The 17,050-nt window shown below is 70.4% G+C and carries 17 protein-coding genes; 8 read left to right on the forward strand and 9 right to left on the reverse strand.

Features of this window, described 5'->3' with window-relative positions; translation table 11 throughout:
* Positions 1 to 268: 268 nt before the first annotated feature.
* Genes HW578_RS02295 through HW578_RS02305 form a run of 3 tightly spaced genes read right to left on the reverse strand, consistent with a single transcriptional unit; the run spans position 269 to position 3,334 of the window.
* Entirely contained in the window at positions 269 to 757 is a 489-nt protein-coding gene (locus tag HW578_RS02295; RefSeq protein WP_198368913.1) for a hypothetical protein, read from the reverse strand.
* 31 nt (positions 758 to 788) lie between these two features.
* Positions 789 to 2,528, reverse strand: coding sequence for a thiamine pyrophosphate-binding protein (locus HW578_RS28365; protein ID WP_369407794.1), 1,740 nt, complete (start codon positions 2,526 to 2,528; stop codon positions 789 to 791).
* Positions 2,525 to 3,334, reverse strand: coding sequence for a hypothetical protein (locus tag HW578_RS02305; RefSeq protein WP_198368914.1), 810 nt, complete (start codon positions 3,332 to 3,334; stop codon positions 2,525 to 2,527). Before HW578_RS02305 ends, HW578_RS28365 begins: the two co-directional genes overlap by 4 nt.
* 146 nt (positions 3,335 to 3,480) lie before the next feature.
* Between HW578_RS02305 and HW578_RS02310 the strand changes: the two genes are divergently transcribed.
* From HW578_RS02310 to HW578_RS02320, 3 genes are all read left to right on the forward strand, one after another.
* Positions 3,481 to 4,461 carry a thiamine pyrophosphate-dependent dehydrogenase E1 component subunit alpha gene (locus tag HW578_RS02310; RefSeq protein ID WP_198368915.1) on the forward strand — a complete coding sequence of 327 codons (981 nt, stop codon included), beginning with the start codon at positions 3,481 to 3,483 and terminating at the stop codon, positions 4,459 to 4,461.
* The gene (locus tag HW578_RS02315) at positions 4,458 to 5,423 is read left to right on the forward strand and encodes an alpha-ketoacid dehydrogenase subunit beta (protein ID WP_198368916.1); all 966 of its coding nucleotides are present in this window, start codon (positions 4,458 to 4,460) and stop codon (positions 5,421 to 5,423) included. The genes HW578_RS02310 and HW578_RS02315 overlap by 4 nt, the downstream gene beginning before the upstream one ends.
* A 162-nt stretch (positions 5,424 to 5,585) precedes the next feature.
* The gene (locus HW578_RS02320; RefSeq protein ID WP_198368917.1) at positions 5,586 to 6,248 is read left to right on the forward strand and encodes a peroxiredoxin; all 663 of its coding nucleotides are present in this window, start codon (positions 5,586 to 5,588) and stop codon (positions 6,246 to 6,248) included.
* A gap of 18 nt (positions 6,249 to 6,266) precedes the next feature.
* Here HW578_RS02320 and HW578_RS02325 read toward each other — a convergent pair whose 3' ends face one another.
* Genes HW578_RS02325 through HW578_RS02335 form a run of 3 tightly spaced genes read right to left on the reverse strand, consistent with a single transcriptional unit; the run spans position 6,267 to position 9,112 of the window.
* Positions 6,267 to 7,553, reverse strand: coding sequence for a TRAP transporter large permease (locus HW578_RS02325; RefSeq protein ID WP_198368918.1), 1,287 nt, complete (start codon positions 7,551 to 7,553; stop codon positions 6,267 to 6,269).
* The gene (locus tag HW578_RS02330) at positions 7,550 to 8,059 is read right to left on the reverse strand and encodes a TRAP transporter small permease (protein WP_369407795.1); all 510 of its coding nucleotides are present in this window, start codon (positions 8,057 to 8,059) and stop codon (positions 7,550 to 7,552) included. The genes HW578_RS02325 and HW578_RS02330 overlap by 4 nt, the downstream gene beginning before the upstream one ends.
* Positions 8,060 to 8,065: 6 nt before the next feature.
* Entirely contained in the window at positions 8,066 to 9,112 is a 1,047-nt protein-coding gene (locus tag HW578_RS02335) for a DctP family TRAP transporter solute-binding subunit (protein ID WP_198368919.1), read from the reverse strand.
* 154 nt (positions 9,113 to 9,266) lie between these two features.
* Between HW578_RS02335 and HW578_RS02340 the strand changes: the two genes are divergently transcribed.
* Positions 9,267 to 10,829: an acyl-CoA synthetase gene (locus HW578_RS02340; RefSeq protein WP_198368920.1), complete on the forward strand. Its 1,563-nt coding sequence runs from the start codon at positions 9,267 to 9,269 to the stop codon at positions 10,827 to 10,829.
* Here HW578_RS02340 and HW578_RS02345 read toward each other — a convergent pair whose 3' ends face one another.
* Entirely contained in the window at positions 10,830 to 11,033 is a 204-nt protein-coding gene (locus HW578_RS02345) for a hypothetical protein (protein ID WP_198368921.1), read from the reverse strand.
* A gap of 72 nt (positions 11,034 to 11,105) precedes the next feature.
* The gene (locus tag HW578_RS02350; protein WP_198368922.1) at positions 11,106 to 11,861 is read right to left on the reverse strand and encodes an SDR family oxidoreductase; all 756 of its coding nucleotides are present in this window, start codon (positions 11,859 to 11,861) and stop codon (positions 11,106 to 11,108) included.
* 121 nt (positions 11,862 to 11,982) lie between these two features.
* Between HW578_RS02350 and HW578_RS02355 the strand changes: the two genes are divergently transcribed.
* A complete protein-coding gene (locus HW578_RS02355) occupies positions 11,983 to 13,224 on the forward strand; it encodes an alpha/beta fold hydrolase (protein WP_198368923.1) in 1,242 nt (413 codons plus the stop codon).
* Here HW578_RS02355 and HW578_RS02360 read toward each other — a convergent pair.
* On the reverse strand, positions 13,221 to 13,964 hold the full coding sequence (locus tag HW578_RS02360) for an SDR family NAD(P)-dependent oxidoreductase (protein ID WP_198368924.1): 744 nt from the start codon (positions 13,962 to 13,964) through the stop codon (positions 13,221 to 13,223). The genes HW578_RS02355 and HW578_RS02360 overlap by 4 nt on opposite strands.
* Before the next feature lie 154 nt (positions 13,965 to 14,118).
* On the opposite strand from HW578_RS02360, the gene HW578_RS02365 reads away from it, so the two are divergent.
* From HW578_RS02365 to HW578_RS02375, 3 genes are all read left to right on the forward strand, one after another.
* A complete protein-coding gene (locus HW578_RS02365) occupies positions 14,119 to 15,123 on the forward strand; it encodes a TRAP transporter substrate-binding protein (RefSeq protein ID WP_198368925.1) in 1,005 nt (334 codons plus the stop codon).
* Between the two features lie 67 nt (positions 15,124 to 15,190).
* Positions 15,191 to 15,700, forward strand: coding sequence for a TRAP transporter small permease (locus HW578_RS02370; protein ID WP_198368926.1), 510 nt, complete (start codon positions 15,191 to 15,193; stop codon positions 15,698 to 15,700).
* On the forward strand, positions 15,700 to 17,019 hold the full coding sequence (locus HW578_RS02375) for a TRAP transporter large permease (RefSeq protein WP_198368927.1): 1,320 nt from the start codon (positions 15,700 to 15,702) through the stop codon (positions 17,017 to 17,019). Before HW578_RS02370 ends, HW578_RS02375 begins: the two co-directional genes overlap by 1 nt.
* The last annotated feature ends 31 nt before the right edge of the window (positions 17,020 to 17,050 follow it).

The following is a 17,050-nucleotide window of genomic DNA, read 5'->3' on the forward strand; positions in this document are numbered from 1 at the left end:
TGCTCTTCCGACCTGCCCGGCCCGGGCCGCCCCCCGCCAGCGCGCCGATCGTGGCCCCGGTGCCTGCGCCGATCAGCCCGCCGCCCACCGCGCGCTGCGTCGGGTCATAGGGGTTGGTGCAGCCCGCGCCGAGCACGGCAAGCGCGCCGAGGGCCATGAGTGCGGTGCGATGCATGCGCGATCCTCCCGGAACCGGCGAACCGACCAGGTTCTCCCGATTCCCATGCTTTAACCCTGGCCCCGACCTGTGGCGATGGCGTGGCGACGCTCAGCGGCCCGGCGGGCGTCCGTAGAACGGTGCGTCCGGCGCGGCGCCCCAGGGCCGCCCCGGCAAAGGCCGCTCGGGTGGCGCGCTGGGCGGGCGGCCGACATAGCGGCCCTGCGGCAGAGGCGGCTCGAACATGCCGCCCTGGGGCGAGACATAGCGTGGCGGGTTGATCGGTGGCGGTCGGATCGGCCGCGGCGGGCGATCCCAGCCGGGTTGGCCGCCCCACCAGGCCGGCGGCGGAACATAGGCGGGGCCGGACTGGTAGGTCAGGCTCGACTGCGGTGCTTGCGGCGGTGCCGCGGCCGCCGGCGGCGGGGCGGGGCGGGGCGCAGGCTCGGGTGCGGAGGGCGCGCCGTAGAACACCTGCGGCGAGGGCGTGCCGTAGAGCACCCGCGGCAGGCCCTGCTCGGGCGCCTGCGCCGCGACGGGCAGCGCCAGCGCCGCCAGCAGGGCGGTGAGGCAGGCGCGCCGGCGCGGCATCGCGGTCATGCCCCCAATATAGCGCGCCTTGCGGCGGAATTCAGACCGGCCTGTCGCCTTTCTCGACGCGCAGGGTGCGGTTGTCCACGCCGGGGAGCATCCGCGCCGGGTCGCGCGTGACGATCACGTCGAGGATCGTCGGCGTGGCGGTGTTCGCGAGCCCCTCGCGGATGGCGGCGCCAAGCTTTCCCGGGTTCTCCACCCTCACCCCATGGCAGCCGAAGGCGCGCGCGGCCGCCGCATAGTCGGTCTCGCCCAGCTCCGAGGACTGGTACTTGCCCGGCCCATAGACGGCGTGCTGCAGCGCCTTCACATAGCCCGAGGCGCCGTTGTTGAAGACGCAGAGCACGTAGTTGGCGCCAACGCGGCGCGCCGTCTCGATCTCGCCGATCGTCATGTTGAAGCCGCCATCGCCGGTCAGGCCCACCACGCGCCGCGTCGCCCCCGCCGCCATCTGCGCGCCCATCGCCCCCGGCGCCCCATAGCCGATGGAGGCGAAGCCGCGATCGGCGATGAAGTGCCTACCCGCTGCCTTTGTGTCGAACAGCAGCCCACCCCAATGGCCGGCGAAGCCGCCATCCGCCACCAGGATGTCGTCGGCCGCCATGGCGATGTTCAGCTCGTTGATCAGGCGGCCGACATTGATCGGTGTCTCGTTGGATTCCAGCCGGTCGGCGGCGCCCGCGCGCCAGGCGGCCATGCGCGGCGCGACGGTGCCGGCGAATTCGGTGCGTTCGTCGGGCAGGGCGCCGCGTGGCAGCGCCATCAGCAGGTCCGACAGCGCGAGGCGCGCATCGGCCGCCAGCGCCACATCGGCGCGCGTGGTGCGGCCGATCTCCTCCGGCACGATCTCGATATGCACCACGGGCACGCCGGCGGGCATCAGGGAGAAGCGCTTCGTCGCGATCTCGCCGAGCTTGCACCCCACCACGATCAGCAGATCGGATTGCGCGATGAAGTCGTTGGCGATGCGGGAATAGCGGCCGAAGACGCCGAGCGAGAGGCGATGCGTGCAGGCGATCGCGCCCTTGCCCGACATGGTGTGCGCGACCGGGATATTCTGCGCCTCGGCCAGCGCCAGCAGTGCCTCATGGGCGCCGCTGACGTGGATGCCTCCGCCGACCAGCAGCACCGGGCGCTTGGCGCGCGCGAGCAGCGCGGCGGCGCGTTCCACCTCGTCAGGGTCGGGACGCGTGCGGCGGGCCTGCGCCACCAGCGTGCCGGGATCGGCCCAGATCTCGTCGGCAGCGAAGTCGTGTTCGCCGTGGCAGACATCCTCCGGCACGTCGAGCACCACCGGGCCGGGGCGGCCGGAGGTGGCGATGGCGAAGGCGCGGCGCACCAGTTCCGGGATGCGCTTCGTGTGCTCGACGCGGATCAGGTCCTTGCAGGCGGGGCGCAGGATCTCGACCTGCCGCGCTTCCTGCGTCATGTTCTTCCATGCGTGCTCGCGGTTGGCGTCGCCGGTGATGGCGACCATCGGGATGCCGGCATTGAGGGATTCCACCAGCCCCGTGACCAGGTTGGTCGCTCCCGGTCCGAGGGTCGCATCCACCACGCCCGGCCGGTTGGTCACCCGCGCCCAGGCATCGGCGGCGAATGTGCCGCAGCGTTCGTCGTTGATCAGGTGGTGCTTGAGCCCGAGCGCGCGGCAGGCCTCGTAGAAGGGCAGCAGCTGAAAGCCGCCCATGCCGAACATCGGGCCCACCTGGTGGGCCTGGAGCATGCGCGCCAGCGCCTCGCCGCCGGTGATGGTGAGGTTGGTGTTGGATGCACTCACGCGCGGCGGTCCTTCATGCTGGCGTCAACGAGCAGGGTGACGGCATCGCGCACCGTCCCGCCGGGCTTCAGCCCCAGCGAGGCGGCGCGCGCGTTGACGGCGGAGACGATGCCGGTTTCGACAGCGGAGCGCCCATCGCCGATGCGCGCCGTCCAGGCGGAATAGGTGGCGGCCGCGATGCCGCGCGCATCGAGCGCGGGCAGGCGCGTGAAGCCCGCGCCGTCGATCCCGCCATCGGCGTCGTTGTACAGCGCGGCAAAGACGGCGGCGCGAGCGGCGCTCTCCGGCCGGCCGCCGAGCAGCGCGCCATGGCTGCCGGTGACCACCACCGTGCCGTCATCGGCCGGTGTCATCAGGGAGTTGGAATCCATGGCGCAGGCGCGCGGGCCGATGGCGAAGCGGGATTCCACGCTGTCCGGCGCATCGACCGAGGGCAGGGGGGCGGCGGCCAGGCGGCGCGCGGCCTCGCGGCACCACATGCCCGGTTCGATGCCGAGCGTCGCGGCGGCAGCGTTCACCTGGCTGACGATGCCGCGCCCGAGCATGTCGAAGCCATCGCCGATGCGCGCCGAACGGTGGGAGCAGCAGGCGGCAGCGATGCCCAGCGGGTCGAGGTAGTCCAGACCGGCGATGCCTGCGCCCTGCAGCCCGACGCCGGCATCGTTCAGCAGCACGCCGGCGACGCGCGCCTTGGCGGCGAGATAGGCCGCATAGACCCCGCCATGCGAACCGCCGACGATGACGCGCCCTTGCGCCTCCGGCCCCAGCCGGGTGACGCTGTCCACGACGATCAGCCGGTCCAGCATGGCCGCGTTCCTTCTCCCCTTGCGGGAGTAGAGCGCGGCCGGCGCACTGGCAACAGGCCCAGTGGCCCGGTGTGAGCGAAGGCGCCGCGGTTTGCCGCGACGGTCGAGGCCGAACCGGGGCACGGTCGAAGGGGAGGGGGTTCGGCATGTCGGGCACGTCCAACGAGACGGCGCGGCGGATTGCGATGCTGCGCGACATGGCGCGCATCCGCGCCTTCGAGCGCGAGGCCGTGGCGGCGATGCGTTCCGGCGAGGCGCCGGGCGTGGTGCACCCCTCGATCGGGCAGGAAGGCGTGGCGGTCGGGGTTTGCACCAACCTCAGGCGCGCCGACCGGATCACCAGCACGCATCGCGGCCACGGGCACGCCATCGCGAAGGGGGCCGATGCACGGGCGATGATGCTGGAACTGCATGGCCGCGCCGGTGGGTCCTGCGGCGGCAAGGGCGGATCCATGCACATCGCGGACTTCGCGGTGGGGATGCTGGGGGCGAATGGCGTGGTCGGCGCGGGCATCCCCATCGCCTGCGGCGCGGCGCAGGCAATCCGGCTGACCGGCGAGGACGCGATGGTGGCCTGTTTCTTCGGCGACGGCGCGGTCAATCGCGGGCCGTTCCTGGAGGGCATGAACTGGGCCGCGCTGTATCGCCTGCCGGTGCTCTTCGTCTGCGAGGACAACGGCTTCGCCGCCTTCACGCGCAACAGCGCGGTGACGGCGGGCGCTGGCCCGGCGGCGCGCGCCGAGGCCTGCGGCGTGCCCGCCACCGCGGTGGATGGCGAGGACGTGCTGGCGGCGGATGCGGTCACCGCCGACCTGGTGGCGCGCATTCGCGGCGGCGCCGGCCCGCAATTCCTGCATGCCAAGTGCTACCGCTGGGAAGGCCATACCGGCACCGACGCCGCTGCCTATCGCCCCACCGAGGAAGCGGCCGCGGCGCGCGGGCGCGATGCGATACGGCGCCTCGCGGCGGTGCTGGAAGCCGAGGGCGTCACGGCGGCCGAGATCGCCGGCATCGAGGCACAGGCCGCCGTCGAGATGGCGGCCTACCGCGCCGCCGCCCTGGCCGCACCTTGGCCTGATCCCGGCGCCGCCTTCAGCGACGTGCAGGATGCGGGGGCGCCGGCATGACGCGCCTGACGTTTGCCGAGGCCGCGCGCCGCGCGCTCGCCGCCGAGATGCGCCGCGATCCGCTGGTCTGGGCGCTGGGCGAGGACCTGGTGCAGGGCGGTATCTTCGGCCAGTACAGGGGCCTGGCGGAGGAATTCGGCACGGACCGCATCGTCTCCACGCCGATCTCCGAGAGCACCATCATGGGCGCGGGCCTGGGAGCGGCGCTGTGCGGCACGCGGCCGGTGATCGAGATGCGCATCGCCGACTTCACGCTCTGCGCCATGGACGAACTCGTCAGCCAGATCGCCAAGGTGCGCTACATGTTCGGCGGTCAGGGGCGCGCCGCGCTGGTCGTGCGCATGCCGCAGGGCATGTGGCGCAATTCCGCCGCGCAGCACAGCCAGTGCCTCGAGGCCTGGCTCACGCATATCCCGGGCCTGGTGGTGGCCGCCCCCGGCACGCCGGCGGATGCGGCGGGGCTGCTTGTGGCGGCGATCCGCGCGGACGATCCCGTGGTGCTTATGGAACCGAAGAACCTCTGGACCGCGGAGGGCGAGGTGCCGGACGAGGTCGCGCCCGTGCCCTTCGGCGTGGCGCGCCACGCCGCGGCCGGCGATGCGCTGACCGTGGTCACCTGGTCGGCGACCGTGCCGGTGGTCGAGCAGGCGGCGCGCGAGAGCGGCGTGGCCTGCGACGTGTTCGACCTGCGCAGCCTCTGGCCTTGGGACGAGGCGGCGGTGCTGGCCTCCGCGCGGCGCACCGGACGGCTGCTGGTGGTGCACGAGGCCGTCACGGTCTCGGGCTTCGGCGCGGAGGTGGTGGCCCGCGTGGTGGAGGGCGTGGGGCCGGCCGGCCTGCGCGCGGTGGAACGCCTGGGCGCGCCGCGCGCACCCGTGCCGTTCAGCCCGCCGCTCGAGGATGCGATGCGCATCTCCCATGCGCGGGTAGTGGAGGCGCTGCGGCGCGTCGCAGCGATCTAGCGCGGCAAGACCGCCGCCATGGCATGGCTTTTCTTTCATACGCGCCGTCGCAGGGGGCCGTTTGCTATGCTGGGCCATCGGTGCAGCATGCGGGCTGCGTCGCTTGCGCGCCGTGGCGGGCCTGTGCTCCGGTCCGCACCCATTCCAGCAGGAGGGTTCCGCATGTCCATCCAGATCGGCCAGGTCGCCCCCGATTTCGAAGCAGACACCACCCAGGGCCGCATCCGCTTCCATGACTGGATCGGCGCTGGCTGGGCGATCCTGTTCAGCCACCCCAAGGACTTCACGCCGGTCTGCACGACCGAGCTCGGCACCATGGCCGGCCTCAAGCCGGAATTCGACAGGCGCAACTGCAAGATCATCGGCCTGTCGGTGGACCCGGTGGAGAGCCACCACCGCTGGGAAGGCGACATCGCCGAGGTGACGGGGCACGCCGTGACCTATCCGATGATCGGCGACCCGACGCTGCATGTCTCGAAGCTGTTCGGCATGCTGCCGGCGGATGCGGGCAGCACCTCGGACGGGCGCACCGCCGCGGCGAACCAGACGGTGCGCGTGGTGGTCATCATCGGGCCGGACAAGCAGGTGAAGGCGTATCTCGCCTATCCCATGACGGCGGGGCGCAACTTCGACGAGATCCTGCGCCTGCTCGACAGCCTGCAGCTGACCGCGAAGCACAAGGTGGCCACGCCGGCCAACTGGCAGCGCGGCGACGACGTGATCATCGCCGGGTCGGTCAGCAACGAGGATGCGAAGAAGCTCTTCCCGGAGGGCTGGCGCGAGCCCAAGCCCTACATCCGCATCGTGCCGCAGCCGGGCGGCTGAGGGGGCGCGCCGGCCGCGCTACCCGAGCCCCATCACCCGCGGCAGCCACAGCGCTAGGTCCGGCAGCGCCATCACGCAGGCGGCCGCGGCGGTCATGGCGAGCACCATCCAGGCCACCCAGGGGATGGTGCTCTCCATCGGCACGCCGGCGATGCGGCAGGAGACCATCAGGTTCACTGCCATGGGCGGCGTGAACTGCCCGATCGCGATCATCATGGTCAGCACCACGCCGAACCAGGTCAGGTCCCAGCCGAAGCTGTTCGCGATCGGGAGCAGGATCGGCAGCAGGATCAGGAAGATCGAGATGCCGTCGAGGAACATCCCGACCACGATCAGGAACAGCGTCAGCAGCGCGAGCGTGCCGGCCGAGCCGAAGCCGAGGCCCACCACCCATTCCGCGATCGGCCGCACGATACCGAGCGTGCTGGTGGACCAGGCGAAGACCGTGGCCAGCGCCACGACGATGAGGATCACCGCCGATATCTCACCCGCCTCGACCAGCATCTCATAGACGTCGCGCAGCGTCAGGCTGCGATAGATCACGAAGCCGATGAACAGGCCGAAGAACACGGCGACGACCGCGGCTTCGGTCGGCGTGAAGATCCCGATGCGCATGCCTCCCAGGATCACCACCGGCGCCAGCAGCCCCCAGATCGCTTCCTTGAAGGTCTGCCAGACCTGCAGCGCCTCGGTCTGCCGCGCCTTGCCGCCAAAATCCTTGATGATCGAGATCGCGACCACTGCGGCGATGATGAACAGCCCCGCCAGCACGCCCGGTATCATGCCCGCGGCGAAGATCGCCGGCACCGACACGCCCGGCACCAGCACCGCATAGACGATGAAGGCGATCGAGGGCGGGATCAGGATGTCGGTCGCGGCCGCCGCACCGACGGTGCTCGCGATGAAGGGGCGCGGGTAGCCGTCCTCGACCATCGACTTCGTCATCACCTGGCCGACGGCGGCGGAATTCGCCGGGCCCGACCCCGTGATGCCGCCCAGCACCATGGCGACGAGAACCGCGACTGAGGCCAGCGCCCCGCGCCCCGCACCCACGATGGCGCTGGCGAAGCGCACCAGGCGCAGCGCAACCCCAGTGCGTTCGAAGACGCAGCCCACCAGTACGAACATCGGGATGGCGATCAGCGGATACTTGGCGATCCCGGCATAGACATTGGTCGGCATCGCCATGATCGACTGGTCCGCGAGCCAGATTGCGAAGGCCCCCGCCAGCCCGAGGCAGATGCCCACCGGCACGCCTGCCGCGAGCAGCACGCCGAAGCCGAGGAACAGCGTGGCGGCGATCATGCGGCCTCACCCCGCGCGATGTGCACCAGCCGCCCCGCCGCCCGTCCGATCACCAGCAGCGAGAGCAGCGGCAGCCAGCCGGTGTAGAGCCAGTTCGGGTTGCCCAGGCCGTTCGATAGCACATCGAAGCGGTATTCGTCATAGGCGAGTTTCGCGCCGAACCAGGCGAGCAGTCCGAAGCAGATGATCGCCAGCAGCAGCGCCAGCACTTCCATGCGCCGCCGCCAGTCAGGCGGCATCAGATCGGTGAAGTACTCGACCCGGATGTGCCGCCCCGCGGCAGTCGCCAGCGCGGTGCCGACGAAGGTTACGATCACCATCAGCACGACGGAGTATTCCTCGGTCACCGCGAGCGAGACATTGGTCAGGTAGCGCGCCGCCACGTTCGCCGCGGTAATCAGCGCCATGGCGCCCATCGCGAGTGCGAGCAGCACGCGCTCGAAGGACAGCGGCAGGCGTGTACGGGGTTCCGGCTGCGCCGCAGCCGGGTCGAGCTCGGCGCTCACCGGCGATCAGGAGACGGCGCGGGTGATGGCGGCCTGCGCCTTTTCCACCAGCGCGGTTCCGACGGTCTGCGCCCACTTGTCGTAGACCGGGCGCGTGACGCGCGCGAAGGCATCCTTCTCGGCCGCGGTCAGTTCCGTCACCGCCACGCCGCGCCGTGCGCATTCCTCGAGGGCTGAGCGGTCGCCGCCGATGCCGATGCCCTTGCGCGAGGCCTCGATCTGCTTGGCCGCGGCCTCCCGCGCGCAGGCGATCACCAGGTCGCGGTCCGCCGGTGCGAGGCTGTCCATCATCTGCTTGCCCACCACGAAGATCCCGGCATCCGCAACGTAGTTCCAGATTGTCAGGTGCTTCTGCGCCAGCGTGTCCATGCGGAAGGCAAGGAACAGGTTGACCGGGTTCTCCTGCCCGTCCACCGCGCCGGTGGACAGCGCCGGCTGCAGGTCTGCGAAGGACATCTGCAGCGGGTTGGCACCCATGGCGGTGAAGATCTCGCTGAAGATGGCGCCGGCGGCGAAGCGGATCTTCATGCCGCGCAGGTCCTCGGGCCGGCGCACCTCGCGCCTGGAATTCGACAATTCGCGGAAGCCGTTCTCGCCCCAGGCGACCGGGACCACCTCGCGCGTCGCCAGCACGCGGAACAGGTCCTGGCCGACCTCGCCATTGATGATGGCGTCGAAGCCGCGATGGTCGCGCAGCAGGAAGGGCAGGGAGAAGATGTTCATCTCGCGCACCTGCGGCGAGATGTTGATGGTGCTGAACACCGCCATGTCGATCACGCCCTGGCGCATCGCCACCAGTTCGCGCGTCTGGTCGCCGCCGACGAGCTGGCTGCCCGGATAGACCTTCACGTTGATCCGGCCGCCCGAGCGCTGCGTGACCAGGTCGGCCCACTGGAAGGCGCCTTCCGAGAGCGGGATCGGCCGATTGCCGACCACGGAGAGCTTGTACTCGGCGCGGTACTGGCCCTGGCCGTGCGCGACGGCCGGCAGTGCGAGCGCGCCCGCGCCCAGCAGCAGCGTGCGGCGCGTGGCGCGCGGGAAGGTCGTGGTCATCTTGCGTCGCTCCCTCGGGGGTTCGTTGATCTGCACCGCTCACCGGCGCTTGCCGCCAGACTGGCCCGGCCGGGGGCGGGGCTGCAAGCGCCGTCGTCGGCCGCGCTTGCAGGGAACGCCGCCTCGCGGCAGACCGGGACCGGAGGACGCCGCCATGATCCCGACCTCGAACCTCGCGAGCCTGTTGCTGCACACGGCGCGGCGGCTGCCCGACCGTCCGGCGCTGGTCTGGCGGGAGCGGTGCTGGACCTGGTCGGACCTGACCGCGCGGGCCGGCGCGGCGGCGGCGGCGTTGCGCGCGCGTGGCATCGGCGCGGGCGACCGTGTGCTGGTGCATGCCCGCAACGGCAATGCCATCTTCGAATCCGGCTGGGCCTGCTGGCTGATCGGCGCGGTCTGGGTGCCGACCAATTTCCGCCTGAGCCCGCCCGAGGTCGCGTATCTCGCGACGAATGCCGGCTGCCGCGCGCATCTTTTTGATGCCGGCTTCCCCGACCACCGCGCCGAGGCGCGCGCACAGAACGCGGCCTGCATGCTGGATGTCGCGATCGGCGAGGGCGCGGGCCTGTCGTGGGACGACCTTGTCGCCGAGGGCGCGGCCGCGCCGGTGACGCAGCCAGCCGCGGTGGATCGCGACCACCCGGCCTGGCTGTTCTACACCTCCGGCACCACGGGCCGGCCGAAGGGTGGCACGCTGACGCATGGGCAGCTCGCCTTCGTGGTGGTGAACCACATCGCCGACCTGATGCCGGGGCTGTCCGAGCGCGACGCCTCGCTGGTGGTGGCGCCGCTGTCGCATGGCGCGGGCATCCATGCCATGGCGCAGGTGGCGCGCGGCGCGGTCTCGGTGCTGCTGCCGGGCGAGCGGCTCGACGTGCCGGAGGCCTGGCGCCTGGTGGAGCGCCACCGCGTGACCAACATGTTCACCGTGCCGACGATCCTGAACGCGCTGGTGCGCGACGCCAGCGTCGATGCGCACGACCACACCAGCCTGCGCCACGTGATCTATGCCGGTGCGCCGATGTACCGCGAGGACCAGAAGCATGCCCTGCGCAAGCTGGGTCCGTGCCTCGTGCAGTATTTCGGCCTTGGCGAGGTGACCGGCAACATCACCGTGCTGCCGCCCGAATGGCACAGCCTCGCGGACGACCCGAGCTTCCCGATCGGCTCCTGCGGCTATCCGCGAACGGGCATGGAGGTTGCGATCCTCGACGCCGCGCATGCGCCGCTGCCGGCGGGCGAGACGGGTGAGATCTGCGTGCGCGGCCCCGCGGTGATGGCCGGCTATTTCCAGAACGATGCGGCGAACGGGAAGGCCTTCGCCGGCGGCTGGTTCCACACCGGCGACCTGGGCCATCTCGATGCGCGCGGCTTCCTCTACATCACCGGGCGGCAGTCCGACATGTACATCTCCGGCGGGTCGAACGTGTACCCGCGTGAGGTCGAGGAGGTGCTGCTGACGCACCCCGCCGTGGCCGAGGCCTGCGTCGTCGGCGTGCCGGACGCGAAGTGGGGCGAGGCGGGCGTCGCGGTGCTCGTCGCGGCGGCGGGCGAGGCGATCGACCCGGCCGGCGTCATGGCGCATCTCGATAGCCGGCTTGGCCGCTACAAATGGCCGGCGCGCATCGTGGTGTGGGATGCGCTGCCGAAATCCGGCTATGGCAAGGTGCCGAAGGCCGAGGTGAAGCGCCTGCTGGCCGAGCGCGGCGAGGCGTAGTCAACGCCGCTGCGGATGGCGCCCGGCGGGCGGCGTGGGCGTGTCGATCGGGCCCTGGCCGTGCCCATCCTCGCGCTCCTCGGCGGGATCTCGCTCGGGTGCCGGCTTGGGATTCTCGGCGTTCTTGGGCGTGGGTGTCGTGATGGTGCCCTTGCCGGTCGCCTCGGGGTCGGGCGGTGGCGGGGTGTCGGTACGGTCGGACATGGCGGATCTCCTGTGCCGTGGCGGCGCAGGAGGTCAACACGTCGGCCGCGCGGAAGTTGCGCGCGGGTCGATTCAGCCGCGCCCTTCGAAGGGCATTTTCGAGGCCTTGATCGTCATGGTCAGGATGTTCGATTCCAGCGGCAGGTTCGCCATGTGCAGGATCGCCTGGCCGACATGGTTCACGTCCATGGTGGGTTCCACCGCGATCGACCCGTCGCCCTGCTTCACGCCCTTCGACATGCGCGCGGTCATCGGCGTGGCCGCATTGCCGATGTCGATCTGCCCGGCGCAGATGTCGTATTTCCGGCCATCGAGCATCAGGGACTTGGTCAGCCCGGTGATGGCGTGCTTCGTCGCGGTGTAGGGCGCGCTGTCGGGGCGTGGCGTATGCGCGCTGATCGACCCGTTGTTGATGATCCGCCCGCCCTGTGGCCGCTGGTCCTTCATCATGCGGAAGGCGGCCTGGGCGCAGAGAAAGGATCCGGTGAGGTTCACCGCCACCACGCGCGACCAGTCGGCGTAGGTCAGGTCCTCGAAGGGCATGCCGGGCACGTTCTGGCCGGCATTGTTGAACAGCATGTCGAGCCGGCCGTGCTTCGCCTTCACCGCGGCGAAAAGTGCATCGACGGACGCGGGATCGGCCACGTCCGCCGGCACCGCCATCGCACGCGGCGCGGCATCGCCGGCCATGGCGATGGTTTCCTCCAGCGCTTCCTTGCGGCGGCCTGTCAGCACCACGGACCAGCCCCCGCCCAGCAGCGCGAGGGCGGCCGCGCGCCCCACCCCGGTGCCGGCGCCGGTGACGACGGCGATCTTGCTGCTGCTCATCTGCGTTCCCTCCGTTGCGATGCGGGGCGCAATGTGCGCGGGCGCCGCGGCGCTGGCAACGCCGGTTGCCGCGGTGCCGCGCGGCTGACATCCTCCGCCGCGCTGCAAGGGAGCGGAACGCATGGCGGGTTGGCCGGATGGCGCGGCATGGGCGCCCTTCGTCGCGCGTTGGCAGGCGGCGTGCCAGGCCGACGCCGTGCTGGCGGAATGGCGCGCCGGCGCGTCGACGCGCTTCGCCATCGCGAATGGCGTTGCGCGCGCGGAGTTCACCTTCGGCGATGCGCCGGACAGCCCTGACTTCGCGCTGGAAGCGCCCCCGCACATCTGGGCGCTGCACCTGCAACCCGTCCCGCCGCGGCACCATCACGCGATCTTCGCCATGCGCCATCGAGTGCCGGAGTTCCGGATCACCGGCGAGGAGATCGCCTTCCTGCGCCACTGCCACCTCGTACGCCGCGTGCTGGAGGTCGGCCGCTGGCTGGTCCTGCAGGGAGACGGCCCGGTGCCGGCCTTCCCCCGCCCGTCGCTGCCGGCCATGCCCGCGCCCGACGTCAGCGGCCGCTACATCGACGTCACCGCAGAGGGTCGCGGATGGCGGCTCTACGCCGAATCTGCCGGGCAGGGGCGCGACATCCTCTGCCTGCACACCGCGGGCGCCGATGGCCGGCAATTCCACGGCCTCATGTCGGATAAGCGCCTGACCGATCGCTGGCGCCTAACCTCCTTCGACATGCCCTGGCACGGCAAGAGCCCGCCGCCCGCCGAACCTCCGGGCGCCTGGCGGCTGACCACGGACCGCTATGTCGAGCTCATCATGGGCGTGGTTGCCGCAGCGGGGCTGCACAAGCCGGTGCTGCTCGGCGCCTCCATGTCGGGGGAGATCTGCCTCGAGGTCGCGCTGCGCCACCCGGATGCCTTCTCCGCCATCATCGCCTGCGAGGCCTGCGACCATGTTCCGGGCCGCCGCAGCCCCTGGGCCGCCGACACGCGGATCAACCAGGCGATCTTCGTGCCCGAATGGATCCACGGGCTGATGGCGCCGCAGAGCCCCGCCGAATGCGCTGCGCAGATCTGGTGGCACTATTCGCAGGGCGGCTTCGCCACCTTCGATCGCGACATCCGCTTCTACTCGGGCGAATGGGATGCGCGCGACCGGGTGCACCGCATCGACACCTCGCGCTGCCCGCTGGTGATGCTGACCGGCGAGTACGATTATTCCTGCACCGCCGAGATGTCGGAGGCGACCGCGGCGAAGATCCCGGGCGCGCGCTTCACGCGCATGAATGGCATCGGTCACTTCCCCTTCGCCGAGAACCCGCCCTTGTTCCTGGACTACCTCCTGCCGGTGCTCGACGGGCTTTAGTAGGTTGCGCGCCCGCCGGAGATGTCGAAGACGCCGCCGGTGGTGAAGGAGCATTCCTCGCTGGACAGCCAGCAGGCGAGGGCCGCGATCTCCTCCACCGTCACGAAGCGGTCCATCGGGATCTTGGAGCGCATCCAGGCGATCTGCTGTTCCGTCATCTGCCGGAACAGGTCGGTCTCGGCCGCCGCGGGCGTGATGCAGTTCGCCAGCACGCCGGTCTTCGCCAGTTCCTTGCCGAGCGACTTGGTGAATCCGATCAGCCCCGCCTTCGACGCGCTGTAATGCGAGGCATTCGGGTTGCCTTCCTTGCCCGCGATCGAGGCGATGTTCACCACCCGTCCATAGCCCGCCGCGATCATCACCGGCACCACCGCGCGCGTCACCAGATACGGCGCGATCAGGTTCACCTCGACCACGCGCTTCCATTCCGCCACGGGCAATTCCCAGGAGGGCGCATTGCCGCCGGTGATGCCGGCGTTGTTCACCAGGATGTCGATGCGCCGGTGCGCGGCTTGCGTTGCCCCCAGCGCCGCGCCGATCGCGGCTTCGTCCGTCAGGTCCAGCACATGGGCCGAGGCGCGGCCGAGCACGCGCACCGCTTCCTCCGCCGCCGGCCGATCCATGTCCCACACCGCGACGGCGCCGCCCGAGGCCACGATGCGCTTCGCAATGGCGAGCCCGATCCCGCGCGCGGCTCCCGTGACGATGGCGACGCGCCCCTCCAGGTCGATGCGGTTCATGCGTTCCCCCTTGCGTTGCACCGCCAGCATCGGGCAGCGGCGCGGGGCAGGGAAGGGGCGGGTAACCACATGGTTCCCTTCGGCGCGCATCCACCCCTATAGTCGCGCCACAGCCGGCACCAAGCCGGCGATGAGACGAGGGAGAACGCGATCCATGAACCGTAGGCAACTGCTCGGCGGTGCCGCCGCCGGCGCGGCATTCCTCGCTGCCCCGCATGTCGCGCGCGCGCAGCAGGCCATCACGCTGAACGGCGCGGTGCAGTTCAACGACGACCACGTCTTCACCCGCGCCCTGGTGCGCTTCGAGGAACTGGTGAAGCAGTACTACACCGCCAGCCCGGTGAACTTCGTGCTGCACAAGAACTCCAGCCTCGGCCTCGAGAAGCAGTATTTCGAGTACATGTCGGCCGGGCGCGGCGCGGTGGACTACGGCATCGTCTCGCCGGCGCACATGTCGACCTTCTCCCGCGCCGCACCCTTCGTCGACGCGCCCTTCCTGTTCCGCGACCTGGCGCATTGGAACACCGTGCTCGACCAGGACCTGTTTGCCCCGGTGGCGCAGGAGGTCGAGCGCCGTGCGCGCGTGGCGCTGATCGGCTACGCTGGCGGCGGCGTGCGCAACATCTTCGCCAATAAGCGCGTGACCAACATGGCCGAGCTTCGCGGTCTCAAGGTGCGCGTGCAGGGTGCGCCGATCTGGTCGCGCACCTTCCAGGCGGCCGGGATGTCGCCCTCGGTCATCGCCTACAACGAGGTCTACAACGGCATCCAGAACAACGTCATCGAGGCCGGCGAAAACGAGGCCGCGGGCGTGGAGGCGATGCGCTTCTACGAGGTCGCGCCCAACCTCATCATGACGCAGCACGCCATCACCATCCGCCCGATCTGCTTTGCGACACAGACGCTGGCACGCCTGCCCGCGCCGCTGCAGGAGGCGGTGAAGCGCGCGGGCCGCGAGGCGGGCGTCTTCGGCCGCCAGGCCGAGAGCAGCGAGGATGGCCAGAAGATCGAGGCGCTGGAGCGCGCCGGGCGCCTGCGCCGCATCGAGTTCACCGAACGCGCCGCGCTGAAGCGCGCGGTCGATCCGGTGATGCTCGCCTATGCGCGCGAGGTGGATGCCGAGGGCATCTACGCCCGCATCAACGCCATCAGCGCATGATCCGCGACCGGCCGGCGGCCAATGCGCCGCCGGTCGGCGCATCCCTCCGACACATCCGGAGCCTGCCATGTCCCAGCACGGCCTGCGTGGCCTGGTGCGACGGGTGGCCGACGCCTATGCGCGGCTGCTCTCGACGCTGCTCGCCATCTCGGTCCTGATCCTGGTCTTTCCCGTGACGCTGCAGGTCGTCTCGCGCCAGACCGCCCTGCTGCCGCACTACATCTGGACCGAGGAGATGGCCCGCTTCCTGCTGGTCTGGACCATCATGATCGGTGCCATCGTCGGCCAGCGGGAGGGCATCCACTTCATCGTCGATCTCTGGCCGCGGCTGAGCGGGCGCTTCCGTGCCTTCATGGACCTGGTCTCGGGCGTCTTCGTGCTGAGCTTCGGCGCGGTCTTCCTGTGGTTCGGCATCGAGTTCGTCGACTTCGCCTGGTTCCGCATCAGCGAGCTGGCCGAGTTGCCACTGTGGCTGATCCATCTGGCCTGGCCGATCCTGGGCTTCTCCTGGCTGGTCTTCGGCGGCGAGAAGTTCGTTGCCGACCTGCGCGTGCTGATCCATGGGGAGCAGGCCTGATGGGCGGCAATGTCCTCGATGCGGGGCAGGCGGCCTGGATCCTGTTCGGCGTGTTCTTCACCCTGCTTGCGCTGCGCGTGCCGGTGGCTGTCGCCCTCGGCCTCGCCTGCCTGCCGGTGCTGGCGCTGGAGCCGCGCCTCGGGCCCATGACGCTGATGCAGGAGACGTTCAACGCCTACAATTCCTTCATCCTGCTGGCGGTGCCCTTCTTCCTGTTGACCGCCAACCTGATGAACGTGGGCGGCATCACGGAACGGCTGATGCTGCTCTCGCGCACCATGGTGGGGCATTTCCCTGGCGGTCTTGCGCAGATCAACGTGGTGCTGTCCTTCTTCTTCGCCGGCATTTCGGGAAGTTCGACGGCGGATGCCGCCTCGCAGTCCAAGATCTTCATCGAGGCGCAGCGGCGCGAGGGCTACGACGACAGCTTCTCGGTCGCTATCACGGCCGTCTCGGCGGTGCTGGCGGTCATCATCCCGCCCTCGATACTCATGATCGTCTGGGGCGGGGTGCTGACCACCTCGATCGGTGCGCTGTTCCTGGCCGGGATCGTCCCGGGCGTTCTGATCGGCGCAGTGCAGATGGCGACCGTGCATGCCTATGCGAAGCGGCGCGGCTACCCGACCTATCCGAAGGCGGCCTGGAGCGAATTGGCGCGTGCGGTGTTCGTCTCGGCGCCGGCGCTGATGACGCCGCTCATCATCATCGGCGGCAAGGTCTTCGGCTGGTTTACCGCGACCGAGAGCGCGTGCATCGCCGTGCTCTACGCCGGCGCGCTGTCGCTGCTGGTCTACCGCGAGATGGGACTGCGGGAATTCTGGGGCGCGCTCGGCGAGACGGGGCGGCTCGCCGCGGTCACCCTGTTCTGCGTCGGCACCGCATCGGCCTTCGGCTGGCTGCTGGCCTACTACAGGATCCCCGAGGCCATCCTGTCGGGTGTCTCGGCCTGGGGCATGGGCAAGATCGCGACCGGCTTCTTCGTCGCGGCGGTGTTCCTTGTGGTGGGCTGTTTCCTCGACGCGATCCCGGCGATCATCATCGTCGGCGCCATCCTGCAGCCGCTCACCGCCGCGGTCGGTATGGACCCGGTGCATTTCGCCATGATCGGCATCGTCAGCCTGGCATTCGGCCTCGTCACGCCACCCTACGGGCTGTGCCTGATGATCGCCTGCCACGTGGCCGGGATGCGCATGGCCGATGCGCTGAAGGACACCTTCATCATGCTGATCCCGATGTTGCTCGTGCTGATGCTGGTGATCATCTGGCCCGAGGTGACACTGTTCCTCCCGCGGCTCGTCTCGCCGGAGTTCCTTGACTGACGGGCTGGGCCCGCGCGGGGTTGCTTGACCT

It is taken from the genome of Roseomonas rosulenta (assembly GCF_016106005.1).
Lineage (GTDB): Bacteria > Pseudomonadota > Alphaproteobacteria > Acetobacterales > Acetobacteraceae > Neoroseomonas > Neoroseomonas rosulenta.